The organism is Geodermatophilus sp. DF01-2 (assembly GCF_004571065.1).
In the GTDB taxonomy this organism is placed as follows: Bacteria; Actinomycetota; Actinomycetes; order Mycobacteriales; family Geodermatophilaceae; genus Geodermatophilus.
In genome coordinates this window covers 1-12,423 of the sequence record NZ_SPQN01000103.1, presented here as the reverse complement: position 1 = coordinate 12,423, position 12,423 = coordinate 1, and the positions used below count along the sequence as shown (strand labels likewise).

Below are 12,423 nucleotides of genomic sequence, written 5' to 3'. Positions count from 1 at the left end.
GCAGGCGCTGGCGGGCAGGCTCCGGCGGTGACAGGCGACGCGGACGGCGAGCGGAGCGCACCGGCCTCGTCCGATGGGGGAGCCACCGCGCTGCCGTCGTCGGCGATCTCCGGCAACGGTCAGGCGGTCGCGGCGTCCCGGACGACGAGCCGGTCACCGCGCAGCAGGTCGCGGGCGCGGGGCAGCAGGCGGACCAGCCGCAGCGGCGAGCCGCCGAGCAGCGCCGCCCCGCCGTCCCGGCGCCGGGTGCGGGGGTCCAGGCGGACGGCGAAGCCGTCGGGGAGCCGGTCGGGCGGGGGTGCGGCGACCGGCACTCGCCCACCCACCCCCGGACCCCTGCTCAACCCTCGGCCAGGACCTCGGCGGTCGACGTCACCTCGACCAGCGGTGCGTAGCAGCCGAAGATCTTCATCGTGTCCTCGTGGGCCTCGTCGCTCGCGCCGGCGCAGGCGTCGGAGACCACCCGCACCAGCATCCCGGCGTCCGCGGCGGGCAGCACCGTGGAGAGCACGCAGCAGTCGGTGGCGACGCCGGCGACGGTGACCGGACCCTCGCCCACCAGGTCGGCGACCTCGGGGACCCACTTGCCGAAGGTCGGCGCATTCACCACGGGGGAGCCGCCCGGGTCCTCGGAGAGCTGGAACAGCGGGATGGCGTGCGCTTGCGTGAAGTAGTCGTACTTCGCGTAGTAGTCGGCCCATGCGCCGGTGGGCTGCTCGGGGACGACGAAGCGGGTGAAGACGACCCGGTCGCCGAAGGCCTCGACCAGCGAGCGGATGCGCGGCCGGATCTCGTCGAAGCGGGGCGTCGTCCACGGCGAGGTCGGGTCGCGGAAGACCTCCTGGTAGTCGACGACGACCAGCCAGCCCGGCAGTGACCCCATGCGTCGGACCATAACCCCGCGCACCCGGACGCGGTCCGTCAGCCGCGGAGCCGGCCGCTGGGGTCGACGTCCCACGCCCGGACGGCGGCGGCCAGCCGCCCGGCCATCCCGGTGAGCAACGCGGCCCCCTCCTCCGCCGAGGCGCCGGCCGGGTCGCCCAGCACGCCGGTCGGGCTGACCGCGCGCACCCCCTCGGCGCGCAGCCGGGGGAGCAGCTCGGCGATCGGCGCGGTCTCCCCCGCCACCGCCCGGTCCTCGCGGACCAGGTCCGGTTCCACGTGCAACATCAGCGACGTCTCGGTGCGCCCGGCGTGGGCGTCGGCCCCCGCGGCCCCGCAGGGGTACCAGGCGACGTCCCGCCCCTCGGCGCGCAGTCGGGCGCCGGCCGTGCGCAGCGCGTCGAGGTTGCCGCCGTGGCCGTTGACCAGCACGAGGCGTCCGGCCCAGCGGCAGGCGGAGCGGCCGTACTCGACGAGCAGCCCGGTGAGCGCGTCGGTGCCGACGGAGACGGTGCCGGGGAAGTCCTCGTGCTCGCCGCTGGCGCCGTAGGCCAGCGCCGGGGCCAGCAGCGCTCCGCCGAGGGCGTCGACGGCGGCCTCGGCGACCGCGCAGGCGACCGTCGTGTCGGTGGCCAGCGGCAGGTGGTGGCCGTGCTGCTCGACGGCGCCGAGCGGCACCAGCAGCAGCGGGCGCTCGGGCAGGTCGGGCCAGGTGTCGCCGGCGAGCCTGGTTCCCGGAACGGCGTCTGGCACGGGGGCAGCGTAGGGCGGGTGGCCGCCACGTCGCCGTCCCCCTACCGTCGGCCGCACGAGGAGGTTCGGCGATGCCCGCCTGGATCTGTGCAACCTGCGGCGTCCAGTACGCCGATGCCGAGCAGCCGCCTGCGCACTGTCCGGTCTGCGAGGACGAACGCCAGTACGTCGGGTGGGACGGCCAGCAGTGGACGACGAGGGACGAGCTGGCGCGCGACCACCGCAGCGTGCTGCGCGAGGAGGAGCCCGGCCTGCTCGGCGTCGGGGTGGAACCGGCGTTCGCCATCGGGCAGCGGGCCCTGCTGGTGCGCACCCCGGCCGGCAACGTGCTGTGGGACTGCGTGTCGCTGCTCGACGACGACGCCACCGCACGCATCGGGGAGCTCGGCGGCATCGCCGCCATCGCGATGTCCCACCCGCACTTCTACGGCGCCCACGTCGACCTCGCCGAGGTCTTCGACGCCCGCGTCGTGATCCCGCAGGCCGACCGGGAGTGGGTGGCGCGCCCCTCGCCGCGGATCGAGTTCTTCGACGAGGAGGTCGAACCGGTCCCGGGGGTGACGGTGGCCCGCATCGGCGGCCATTTCGACGGCGCCGCCGTCCTGCACTGGCCCGCCGGATCCGACGGTCGGGGGGCCCTGCTGACCGGTGACACGATCACCGTCGTCCAGGACCGGGACTGGGTCAGCTTCATGTGGAGCTTCCCCAACCTCATCCCGCTGGACGAGCACACCGTCACCGACATCGCCCGCCGGGTCGAGCGGTTTCCCTTCGACCGGGTGTACGGCGGCTGGTGGGGACGCGTCGTCGTGCGCGACGGCGCCGCCGCCGTGCGCCGCTCCGCCGACCGCTACGTCGCCCGCCTGCACGGGGAGCGACCGGGCTGAGCCCCGGGCACGATGGCGACGTGCCCTCCAGCGAGGACGTCCGTGCAGAGCCGGCGGCGGCACCGTGGTGGCGGTCGGCGGTGCTCTACCAGGTGTACCCGCGCAGCTTCGCCGACTCCGACGGGGACGGCGTGGGCGACCTGCGCGGCATCACCGGACGGCTGGACCACCTGGTCGACCTGGGCGTGGACGCGGTCTGGCTCTCGCCGTTCTACGCCTCGCCGATGGTGGACTTCGGCTACGACATCACCGACCACTGCGCGGTCGACCCCGTCTTCGGCACCCTGGCCGACGTCGACGCGCTGGTGGCGGCCGCGCACGCCCGGGGGCTGCGGGTGCTGGTCGACGTCGTCCCCAACCACACCTCCGACCGGCACCCGTGGTTCGCCGAGTCCCGCTCGTCCCGGGACAGCGGCCGGCGGGACTGGTACGTGTGGGCCGATCCGGGCCCCGGCGGTGGGCCGCCGAACAACTGGCTGTCCGCCTTCGCCGCCAGCGGGCCGGCGTGGACGCTGGACGGGCGCACCGGGCAGTACTACCTGCACTCCTACACCGCCGCGCAGCCGGACCTGAACTGGCAGAACGCCGCGGTCCGCGAGGCCGTGCACGACGTGCTGCGGTTCTGGCTGGAGCGGGGCGTGGACGGTTTCCGGGTCGACGCCGCCCACCGGCTGGTCAAGGACCCGACGCTGGCGGACAACCCGGCGGACGTCGCCCACCTGCGCACCGCCCTCGTACCCGGTGGCACGCGGCTGCGGCACATCGACCAGCCCGGCGTGCACGAGGTGCTGCGCGAGGTGCGCGCCGTCGTCGGCCCGGACACGCTGCTGCTCGGCGAGATCGGGGTCGCCGACCCCACCCGGTGGGCCGCCTACTACGGCTCCGGCGACGAACTGGTGCCGCTCAACCCCACCTTCTGGTCCCGGCCGTGCACCACGGACGCGCTCCGCTCCGCCGTCGACACCACCGAGGCAGTGCTGCCCCCGGGCGGCTGGCCGGTCTACGCGCTCGGCAACCACGACCTGTCGCGGCTGGCCACCCGGTGCGGCTCCGCCCGCGCCCGGCTGGCCGCCGTGCTGTTGCTCACCCTGCGGGGGACGCCGCTGGTCTACTACGGCGACGAGCTCGGCATGACCGACGTGCCCGTCCCGCCCGAGGCGGCGCGCGACCCCGACGGGCGCGACCCCGCCCGCACCCCCATGCAGTGGGACGCCTCGCCCGGCGCCGGGTTCACCACGGGCCGGCCCTGGCTGCCGATCCCCCCGACCGCCGGCACCGTCAACGTCGCAGCCGAACGGGCCGATCCCGGCTCGCTGCTGAACCTGTACCGCGCACTGATCCGCTTGCGCCGCCGCTCCCCGGCGCTGCGCACCGGGGACTACCGCCCGCTCCCGCCGACCGACCCCGGGTTGTACGCCTACTGGCGGCAGGCCGGCGACCAGCGGATCCTCGTCGCGCTCAACGCGACCGGCCGGTCCCGCACCGTCGCGCCGCCCGGCACCTCCACCGGCCGCCTCCTGCTCAGCACCGACCCGGACCGCCCGCTCGGGGAGTGCCCGGATCCGCTGGTCCTCGCGGCCGACGAGGCGGTGGTCGTCGAATCCGACCGTTAGAGAGCCGCGCCCAGCCGGTCGCCGTCCAGGGTGGCCGCGCCGGCTCTCCGCGGGGCCAGGCAGTCGCCGACCCGGTGCACCTCCAGGCCGCTGTCGTGCAGGGCCTGCCACAGCTCGTCGTCGGCCCGTGGGACGCCGGCCACCACCACCCAGTCGACGGTCCGCTCCTCGGCCGCGCCGGTGAGGTGGTGCAGCAGCCGAACGGTGCGCCCGTCGAAGGCGGTGACCAGGCGCTCCGTCGTCCGTCGGATGCGCAAGCGCGCTGCCCGCCGCTCCCAGCCGGGCCGGTCGAGGGTGAGCCCGAGGTCCTGCCCGACCACCATCGCGCTCGTCACCACCTCGACCGAGGACCCGCGCCCGGCGAGCAGCTCGGCGGTGCCGGTCGCCGCAGCGGCGCCCAGGTCGTCGACGACGAGGACGTCGCCGGACGGGGTCACCGCGCCGGTGAGCACGGCGCGGACGTCGACCACCCGGTCGCTGTCGCCCGCCCAGTCGGGACGCACCGGGCGGGCGCCGGTGGCGAGGACGACGACGTCCGGTGCCTCTCTCCGGACGCCCTCCGCGGTGGCGCGCACCCCGGTGCGGACCGCGACCCCGGCACGGGCGCACTCGCCGGCGAGGTCGTCGACCAGCGGACGCAGTCCGTCCCGGCCGGGAGCCGACGCCGCGACCCGGATCGCGCCGCCGGTCTGCGGTTGCTGCTCCCACATGGTGACCGCGTGCCCGCGAGCGGCCGCGGTGGCGGCGACGCGCAGCCCGGCCGGCCCGCCGCCGACGACGAGCACGCGGCGCCGTCGGCGCGGTACCGGCAGCGGCGCCTCGCGACCCGCCCGCGGATTGGTCACGCAGCCGAGCGGTCGGTTCAGGCCCACCCGGCCGACGCAGTCGGAGTTACAGCCGAGGCAGCGGCGGATCTCGCCGTCCCGCCCGCCGAGCGCCTTGGCGGCGAACTCGGGGTCGGCGATCTGCGCGCGGACGGCGCCGACCAGGTCGCAGTGGCCGTCGGCCAGCGCCTGCCCGGCCTGCGCGGGGGTGAGGAAGCGGCCGACACCGGCCACCGGTACGTCGACAGCGGCCCGGACGGCCGCGGACAGGTACCGGGCGTAGCCGGGCGGGGTGGTCATCGGCGGGACGACGCGGTCCAGGGTCGTCGTCGCGACACCGACGGTCGTACTCACGTAGTCGACCAGCCCCCGGTCGGCCAGCAGCCGCGCGGTGGCCACGGCCTCGGCGAGCGTCGTCCCGCCGTCCACACCCTCCTCGTCAGCGAGACGGACGCCGAGGGCGCGGCCGGGGCCGAGCGCCTCACGGACGGCGGTGAGCACCTCGACGAGGAAGCGGGCGCGGTGCTCGAGCGGGCCGCCGTAGCGGTCGGTGCGCCGGTTGGTGGCGCGGGAGAGGAACTGGCGGACCAGCGAGGACTGCGAGCCCTGGACCTCGACGCCGTCGAACCCGGCCGCCGCGCAGCGGGCGGCGACGTCGGCGTAGCCGGCGACCAGCCGGTCGATGTCGGCGCCGGTGACCTCGCGTGGCACCTCCCGGAACAGCGGGTCCGGCACCGGGGACGGCGCGAGGGCCGGCGCCCGGGTGTGCAGCGAGTCGGACTGCCCGCCGTTGTGGTTGACCTGGGCGAACACCGGCACGCCGTGTGCGTGGACGGCCTCGGCGACCCGCCGCAGCCCGGGCAGGACGGCGGGGTCGTAACCGCGGACGAGCTTCTCGTAGGGCCGGTCGGCGGGGTCGGTGGAGAGCTCCTCGGTGATCACCAGCCCGGCGCCGCCGGCCGCGCGGGCCGCGTAGTAGGCGGCGTGCCGCTCGGTGAACAGCCCGTCGACGGCGTAGTTCGTCAGGTGGGCGGGGAAGACGACGCGGTTGGGGAGGGCCACCGGCCCGACCCGCAGCGGCGCGACGAGGTGCTCGACGTTCATCCGTGCTCCCTCCTGCTGCCGGATCCCGCACCCGGGACCGGTAGGGACCGGCGCAACAGTGTCCCGGCGCGGCTTTCCGGGTGATCATCGCGGGCGGGTCTGGGGCGGGTGGCGCTGGCGGCCGGTGCGGTCGTCGAGGTGGCGCTGGTCGCGGTCGTTGTGTTCCTCGCGACCTTCGACGCCCGCAGGCTCATCGACCTCGGCGCCTGGGTGGGCGTGGAGGACCCATGGCAGCAGTCGGCGATGCCGAACACCCGCGCAACCACGGAGGAGCTGTGCAGCGCCGCCCTCTGCGGCCAGGCCGTGCAGTCCGACACGCTGACGACGTACCGGTTCGCGGACCGGGACGACGCCATGGCGGCAGCCCGCCACTTCGCCGGAGAGGCCCGTCCGGCTGGATCGTCGTCCGGTTCGAGCCCGGGCGTCTGACGGCGGCGCAGCGCAGGGAGTTCGCGGCCGGCCTGGACTGCATCAACGTGGGGATCACCGAGGACGGCCTGGAGTGCTGACCGGAGAGACTCGCGGGCGTGGCCCCTCGACGCTGCCCCTGCGGGACCGGCCTGCCCTACGCCGAGTGCTGCGGCCGTCTGCACGACGGCACCGCGACGGCGGCCACCGCCGAGCAGCTGATGCGCTCGCGCTACAGCGCCTTCGCCGTCGGGGACGCCGGGTACTTGCTGACCACCTGGCACCCCTCGACCCGGCCGGCGTCGCTGGAGCTCGACCCGACCGTGCGCTGGACCGGCCTCGACGTGCTGGCCACCTCGGACGGCGGGTTGCTGGCCGGGGAAGGCACGGTCGAGTTCCGCGCCTCGTACCGGCACGAGGGTGGGAGCGGCAGCCAGCACGAGGTCAGTCGGTTCACGCGCGTGGACGGCGCCTGGCGGTACCTCGACGGCGAGTGAGCAGGCACGCCCGACGCCGGCGGCACGCACGCCGAGCGCACGACCTCGAGGTCGTGCGGGCTCGGCATCAGCTGGTCGGGTCAGGCGGCTGTGTGCAAGTTCGGTCCGATGAGGATCTCGGTGCCATCCGGTCGCCAGGTGCACCATCGGCCGTCGGGTTGTCGCTCGACCCGGAATCCGTGGTGGACCTTGGTGTGATGGCGCTCGCACAGCAGGGCGGCGTCGTCCAGGTTGGTTTCGCCGCCGTTGACCCACTCGAGCAGGTGGTGCACGTCGCACCACCAGGTGGGTGCGGCTTGACAGCACCCTCGGCCACCCCGACCGCGACGGGGAGCACGCCACTGGCCGGGTGTCAGCGCCGGCGGCCGCGGGCAGGAGGTGGGCGACATCAGGTCGCGCACGACGAGAGGACGAGATGAGCGCCGAGGACACCCGCAAGGTCGCCGGGCTGATCAAGGACGAGAAGTTCGGGTTCCTGACGACGACCACGCCCGAGGGGAAGCTGACCAGCCGGCCGATGGCGCTGCAGGAGGTGGAGTTCGACGGCGACCTGTGGTTCTTCGCCGAACGGAGCGCCGACTGGCTGACCCACATCGCCCACTCGCCGCAGGTCAACGTCGGCATCGGCTCCGGCGGTACCTGGGTCTCCCTGACCGGACATGCGGCGGTCGTCGACGACGTGGCCAAGAAGAAGGAGCTGTGGAACGGCGGCGCCGAGGCCTGGCTGCCGCAGGGCCCGGAGGACCCGTCGGTCGTCCTGGTGAAGGTCGACGGCGACACCGCGGAGTACTGGGACTCCCCCGGCGGTCGACTGGCCACCGCGTTCAGCTTCGCCAAGGCCAAGGCCACCGGGCAGCGGATCGATGCCGGGGACAACGAGGTCGTCGACCTCTGAGCTACGGGTCCCCGGCAGCCAGCACCGCCCACGCCGCGCGGCGACCCTCGAGCACCGCCTCCAGCACGGTGCGCGGTGCCACCGCGTCCCCGGCGACGAGGGCCCCGGGCGGGACGGCACCGGGCAGCCGCGGTCCGGCGTCCACCAGGACGGCGCAGGGGACGCGGCGCTGCTCCCCGGCCCACCGGTCAGCGAGCACGGCGGCACCGTCGCCCACCGTCTGCAGCACCGACTCCGCCTCCCGCCGGACGCCGGCCCCCGCCAGCCGGGCGTTCGCCGGGCCCAGGTCGCCGCCGAGCCGCACGCCGACGACCTCGTCCGGCGCCACGAGAGCGACCTCCCGGCCCGCCGCGGCGAGCAGCTCCGCGACGCCCACCCCCACCGGCCCGCCGGCGGGGTCGTGCACGACCACCGGGCCGGGCGGCAGGACGGCGCCGGCCAGCACGTCGGCAGCGGTCAGCACGCAGGCGTCTCCGGCGACGGCGTACCCGGGGAGCCGCGCCCGGGCCCCGGTGGCGACGACGTCCGCACCGGCCACGTCCCCGGTCTCGACGGCCGCGCCCAGCTCGACCCGCACCCCCAGCCGAGCGACCTCACCGGCCAGCCAGGCGGCGAGGTCGCCGAATCGCGCCCGCCCGGGCAGCGCGGCGACCAGCGGCAGGGCGCCGCCGAGCCGGTCCGACCGCTCGACCAGCCGGACGTCGGCCCCGGCGGTGGCCAGCACCCGCGCGGCCTCGAGGCCGGCCGGCCCCCCGCCGACGACCGTGATCCGCCGCCCGGCGCCGTCCGGGAGCTCGATCGGCTGCTCGCTCTCGTGGCCGCTCGACGGGTCGGCGACACAGCTGACCAGCGGGTTGCGGACGTCGCGTACCTGGCAGGCCTGGTTGCACAGGGTGCACGGCCGCACCGGGACGCCGGCGCGGGCCTTCCGGACGAGGTCGGCGTCGGCGATCTGCGCCCGCGTCATCTCGACGGCGTCGGCGACCCCGTCGTCCAGCGCCCACTGCGCGGCCGCGACGTCGACGACCGAGCCCTGCAGCACGACCGGCGTCCCCCCTGCGGCCGCCCGCACCGCGCGGGTGAGGTCGGCGTTGAAGCCGGGTGGGGTGCTCCCGTCGGGCCGGCACGCCGAGGGCGCCAGGCCGCCGCCCCGGACGACGACGAGCAGATCGACCAGGGGCGCGAGCTCGCGGACGTGCTGCACCGCGACCGAGACGGTGATCCCGGCCCAGGGCGCCTCCTCGTCGCAGGACAGCCGCAGCGCCAGCACGCGCGCCGGCCCGAGCTCCGCGCGGACGGCGGCCAGCACCTCGCGGAGCAGCCGCAGCCGGTCGGTGCCGTAGCCGTCCGTGCGGCTGTTGGTCAGGCCCGAGGCGAACTGGCGCAGCAGCGAGCGCGCGCCGGCGTCGACCTCCACGCCGTCGACGTCCGCGGCTACCGCGACCCGGGCGGCGTCGGCGAAGCCCGCGACCAGCGCCTCGACGTCCGCCTGCTCCATCGCCACCGGCACCTCGCGGGCGACGACGTCGGGCACGGCGGATGGCGCCCACAGCGCGGTCTGCGCGTGTGCGGACGTGCCCTGCGCCCCGGCGTGCCCGAGGGAGGCGAGCACCAGCGCGCCGTGCGGCCGGCACGCCGCGACGACGTCCACCCAGCCGGGGCCGCAGTCAGCGGCGAGGGGCGCCCGTTCGTAGGGCCAGTCGCTCCCGTGCACCGACGCGGTCTCGGGAACGACGATCCCGCAGCCGCCCGCGGCCCGGCGCGCGTAGTAGGCGACGTGCCGCTCCGAGAGCGCCCGCCCGCGCCCCAGGTTGGTCTCGTGCGGGCCGAACAGCACCCGGGAGGGCGCCGTCCGGCCCGCCAGGACCAGCGGGTCGAGAAGTCCGGTCAGCGCAGGCGGAGCCCGGCCAGCGGCGACTCGTCGCAGATCCGGGCGGGCGGTGTGGGTGAGGACACAGCCGGCGCGACCTTCGGGATCGACGGCATGCCGAGCAGCGTCGGCTGACCGCGGACCGGCCCCGTGTGCGAGTGGTCGACGTGGCTCTTCGGCATGACCGTCGCGGCGTCGCGGGCGGCCAGCGCGGACTCACCGTAGCCCTGCACGCACTCGGGGTCGGGGCCGTCCAGCGGCAGGCCGGTGAAGAACTTGGCCGCCATGCAGCCGCCCCGGCAGGCATCGAAGTGGGCGCACTTCGTGCAGGCGCCGCCGGTCTGCGGGCTGCGCAGGTCGGCGAAGAGCTCGCTCTGCTGCCACACCCGCTGGAAGCCGCCCTCGTCGCGCACGTTGCCGGCGAGGAAGTTCTCGTGGATGGCGAACGGGCAGGCGTAGACGTCGCCGACCGGGTCGATGAGGCAGACCACCCGGCCGGCGCCGCAGAGGTTGAGGCCGGGCAGCGCCTCGCCGAACGCCGACAGGTGGAAGAAGGAGTCCCCGGTCAGCACGTCGTCGCCGTTGGCCAGCAGCCAGGAGTACAGCTCGCGCTGCTGCTGCTGGGTCGGGTGCAACTGGTCCCAGACGTCGGCGCCGCGGCCGGACGGGCGCAGCCGGGTGATCCGCAGCTGGGCGCCGTAGCGGTCGGTGAGCGCCTGGAACTCGTCGAGCTGCCCGGCGTTCTCGCGGGTGACGACGACGGAGACCTTGAAGTCCTTCATCCCGGCCTCGGCCAGGTTCTCCAGCGCCCGGACCGCGGTGGCGTACGAGCCCGCGCCGCGGACCCGGTCGTTGACCTCGGCGGTCGCGCCGTCGAGGGAGATCTGCACGTCCACGTAGTCGGTGCGGGCCAGCTGCGCGGCGCGGGTGCGGTCCAGCTTGACGCCGTTGGTGGAGAACTTGACGCCGACGTCGTGGCCGATGGCGTAGTCGAGCAGGTGCCAGAAGTCCGGGCGGACGGTGGGTTCGCCGCCGCCGACGTTGACGTAGAAGACCTGCATCCGCTGCAGCTCGTCGATGACCGCCTCGGCCTCGGCGGTGGACAGCTCGCGCGGGTCCCGCCGTCCCGACGAGGACAGGCAGTGCGCGCACGCCAGGTTGCAGGCGTAGGTGAGTTCCCAGGTCAGGCAGATCGGCGCGTCCAGCCCGTACTCGAACTGGTCGATCAGCCGTCCCCCAGTAGGACGCTGCGGACGGGCGGGCAGGACGGCGGTCATGGCTCCTCCGGCTGGTCGGCCTGCCTGCAGGGGCCCGCCGCGAGCCTGCGAGCGGTGGGGGGCAGGGAGGTCCTTGCTTCGATCATCTGGGAACGGGCGAGGTCGGCCAGCGCCCGGCGGTAGGCCGGGTGCTGCGCGTCGGGGACCCCGCACGCGACGAGGGTGGCGTCGGCGCTGGGGTGCTCGGCCAGCGACTCGACGACGGCGACCAGCGGCTTCGACTTCAGGAAGGAGAGCTTCCGGTTGCCGAAGTGGTAGATCAGCGCCCCGAAGGGCTCCGGGCGCAGGGCCACGGAGCGGGCCCGCCGCCAGGGCAGCGACGGGTCGAACTCAGCAGCGGGGGCGGGCGCGGGAGCGCCGGAGCCCGGTGGTGGCGCGGCGCCGGCCTCGCGCACCTGCTCGGCCGGCGCCGCGACGGGGGCGTCGATCAGTACACCCCGCACATGCCGTCGATGGAGACCTCCTCGACGAGGGACTCCTCGACCAGGGCCTCCTCGACCGCCGGGGCCTCGGTCGCCTGGGTGTCGTCGGTCTCGGGCATGGGGCCTCCTGTGATCTCGGTTACGCGGTGGCGGGGACGTTAGTGACACCGAGTGCCACCCGGCAACACCCGTCCTCCGACGCGGCGCGCCGTCCCCGGCGCGTCGGTGGCGCAAGATGACCCCGTGACCGAGGCGCCCGTGGACGTGCGCGCGGACACCCGCGCCCGGATCGAGCAGGCGGCCCTGGAGCTGTTCACCCGCACGGGGTTCGAGCAGGTCACCATCGACGAGATCGCCGACGCCGCGGGGATCAGCCGGCGCACCTTCTTCCGGTACGTCGCGACCAAGGCCGACGCGGTCTGGGGCGACTTCGGCTCGCACGTCGCGCGGCTCGAGCGGCTGCTGGCGGTGACCCGCGTCGACCAGCCGGTGCTGGCCTCCATCTGCGCGGCCTACGTCGAGGTCAACGACTACGCGGCCGGCGACCTGCCGATCCTCCGGCAGCGGCTGGCGCTCATCCTCGGCGAGCCGGCGCTGCAGGCCCACTCGCAGGTCCGCTACGCCGACGTCGACCGCGTGGTGGCCGAGCACGTCGCCCGCCGGACCGGGCAGACTCCCGGTGCGCTGCTGCCCCGGCTGGTCGCCACCAGCACCCGGGCGGCGGCGACGACGGCGTTCGAGGTGTGGCTGGCCGACGGGACGACGACGCTCGCCGACGACCTGCACGCGGCCTTCGACCAGCTCGCCCTGGGCTTCCCGGGCCTGCGCACGCCGCCGTCCCGCCCCTGACCCCGTCCGTCCCGATGATCGAGCCTGTCGCAGAGACCTGTGGTGAGGCCGGGCGACCGAAGGCGCGGCGTGCTCGGCCCAGGGTGCTGGAGGCCGGTGGTCGGGCGCTCGCGGGCCGGTTGCCTGACCGGGAACGGTGGCT

General features: G+C 75.6%; 14 protein-coding genes and 1 pseudogene. 6 read left to right on the top strand and 9 right to left on the bottom strand.

Annotated elements, in window-relative coordinates; genetic code table 11:
• Positions 1 to 119: 119 nt before the first annotated feature.
• From E4P41_RS19385 to mftE, 3 genes are read right to left on the bottom strand one after another with little or no spacing between them, the layout of a single operon-like run.
• Positions 120 to 314, bottom strand: coding sequence for a hypothetical protein (locus E4P41_RS19385; protein ID WP_245177491.1), 195 nt, complete (start codon positions 312 to 314; stop codon positions 120 to 122).
• Positions 315 to 340: 26 nt separating this feature from the next.
• Positions 341 to 883 (bottom strand): isochorismatase family cysteine hydrolase, encoded by a 543-nt coding sequence (locus tag E4P41_RS19380; protein WP_135142873.1) that lies wholly within the window; start codon positions 881 to 883, stop codon positions 341 to 343.
• 38 nt (positions 884 to 921) lie between these two features.
• Positions 922 to 1,635, bottom strand: a complete 714-nt coding sequence (gene mftE / locus E4P41_RS19375) for a mycofactocin biosynthesis peptidyl-dipeptidase MftE (RefSeq protein ID WP_135142872.1) — start codon at positions 1,633 to 1,635, stop codon at positions 922 to 924.
• Positions 1,636 to 1,706: 71 nt separating this feature from the next.
• Here mftE and E4P41_RS19370 point away from each other — a divergent pair, with 71 nt between their 5' ends.
• Together E4P41_RS19370 and E4P41_RS19365 are read left to right on the top strand one after the other, a co-directional pair.
• Positions 1,707 to 2,522, top strand: coding sequence for an MBL fold metallo-hydrolase (locus tag E4P41_RS19370; RefSeq protein WP_135142871.1), 816 nt, complete (start codon positions 1,707 to 1,709; stop codon positions 2,520 to 2,522).
• A gap of 20 nt (positions 2,523 to 2,542) precedes the next feature.
• Positions 2,543 to 4,135 (top strand): alpha-amylase family glycosyl hydrolase, encoded by a 1,593-nt coding sequence (locus E4P41_RS19365; protein WP_135142870.1) that lies wholly within the window; start codon positions 2,543 to 2,545, stop codon positions 4,133 to 4,135.
• Here E4P41_RS19365 and E4P41_RS19360 read toward each other — a convergent pair.
• Positions 4,132 to 6,063 (bottom strand): mycofactocin system FadH/OYE family oxidoreductase 2, encoded by a 1,932-nt coding sequence (locus tag E4P41_RS19360; RefSeq protein ID WP_135142869.1) that lies wholly within the window; start codon positions 6,061 to 6,063, stop codon positions 4,132 to 4,134. The two genes, E4P41_RS19365 and E4P41_RS19360, sit on opposite strands and share 4 nt — an antisense overlap.
• 108 nt (positions 6,064 to 6,171) lie before the next feature.
• On the opposite strand from E4P41_RS19360, the gene E4P41_RS19355 reads away from it, so the two are divergent.
• Both E4P41_RS19355 and E4P41_RS19350 read left to right on the top strand, forming a co-directional pair.
• Entirely contained in the window at positions 6,172 to 6,492 is a 321-nt protein-coding gene (locus E4P41_RS19355; RefSeq protein ID WP_135142868.1) for a hypothetical protein, read from the top strand.
• A 98-nt stretch (positions 6,493 to 6,590) separates the two neighbouring features.
• Positions 6,591 to 6,968 (top strand): YchJ family protein, encoded by a 378-nt coding sequence (locus E4P41_RS19350; RefSeq protein WP_135142867.1) that lies wholly within the window; start codon positions 6,591 to 6,593, stop codon positions 6,966 to 6,968.
• An 80-nt stretch (positions 6,969 to 7,048) separates the two neighbouring features.
• Here E4P41_RS19350 and E4P41_RS19345 read toward each other — a convergent pair.
• Positions 7,049 to 7,261 (bottom strand): annotated as a pseudogene (locus E4P41_RS19345) (endonuclease); the annotation flags it as partial.
• A gap of 122 nt (positions 7,262 to 7,383) precedes the next feature.
• Here E4P41_RS19345 and E4P41_RS19340 point away from each other — a divergent pair.
• Positions 7,384 to 7,863: a pyridoxamine 5'-phosphate oxidase family protein gene (locus tag E4P41_RS19340; protein ID WP_135142866.1), complete on the top strand. Its 480-nt coding sequence runs from the start codon at positions 7,384 to 7,386 to the stop codon at positions 7,861 to 7,863.
• A gap of 1 nt (position 7,864) precedes the next feature.
• Here the strand turns inward: E4P41_RS19340 and E4P41_RS19335 are convergent, their stop codons facing one another.
• The 4 genes from E4P41_RS19335 to mftA are packed head-to-tail and all read right to left on the bottom strand — an operon-like array spanning position 7,865 to position 11,551.
• Positions 7,865 to 9,733: a mycofactocin system FadH/OYE family oxidoreductase 1 gene (locus E4P41_RS19335; protein WP_280661305.1), complete on the bottom strand. Its 1,869-nt coding sequence runs from the start codon at positions 9,731 to 9,733 to the stop codon at positions 7,865 to 7,867.
• 17 nt (positions 9,734 to 9,750) lie between these two features.
• Positions 9,751 to 11,010 carry a mycofactocin radical SAM maturase gene (gene mftC / locus E4P41_RS19330; RefSeq protein ID WP_135142864.1) on the bottom strand — a complete coding sequence of 420 codons (1,260 nt, stop codon included), beginning with the start codon at positions 11,008 to 11,010 and terminating at the stop codon, positions 9,751 to 9,753.
• Positions 11,007 to 11,453, bottom strand: a complete 447-nt coding sequence (mftB, locus tag E4P41_RS19325) for a mycofactocin biosynthesis chaperone MftB (RefSeq protein ID WP_245177489.1) — start codon at positions 11,451 to 11,453, stop codon at positions 11,007 to 11,009. The genes mftC and mftB overlap by 4 nt, the downstream gene beginning before the upstream one ends.
• Positions 11,438 to 11,551: a mycofactocin precursor MftA gene (gene mftA, locus E4P41_RS19320; protein ID WP_135142863.1), complete on the bottom strand. Its 114-nt coding sequence runs from the start codon at positions 11,549 to 11,551 to the stop codon at positions 11,438 to 11,440. The genes mftB and mftA overlap by 16 nt, the downstream gene beginning before the upstream one ends.
• 124 nt (positions 11,552 to 11,675) lie before the next feature.
• Between mftA and mftR the strand changes: the two genes are divergently transcribed.
• Complete coding sequence (gene mftR, locus E4P41_RS19315) at positions 11,676 to 12,281, top strand: mycofactocin system transcriptional regulator (protein ID WP_245177488.1); 606 nt, start codon at positions 11,676 to 11,678, stop codon at positions 12,279 to 12,281.
• Positions 12,282 to 12,423: the final 142 nt, after the last annotated feature.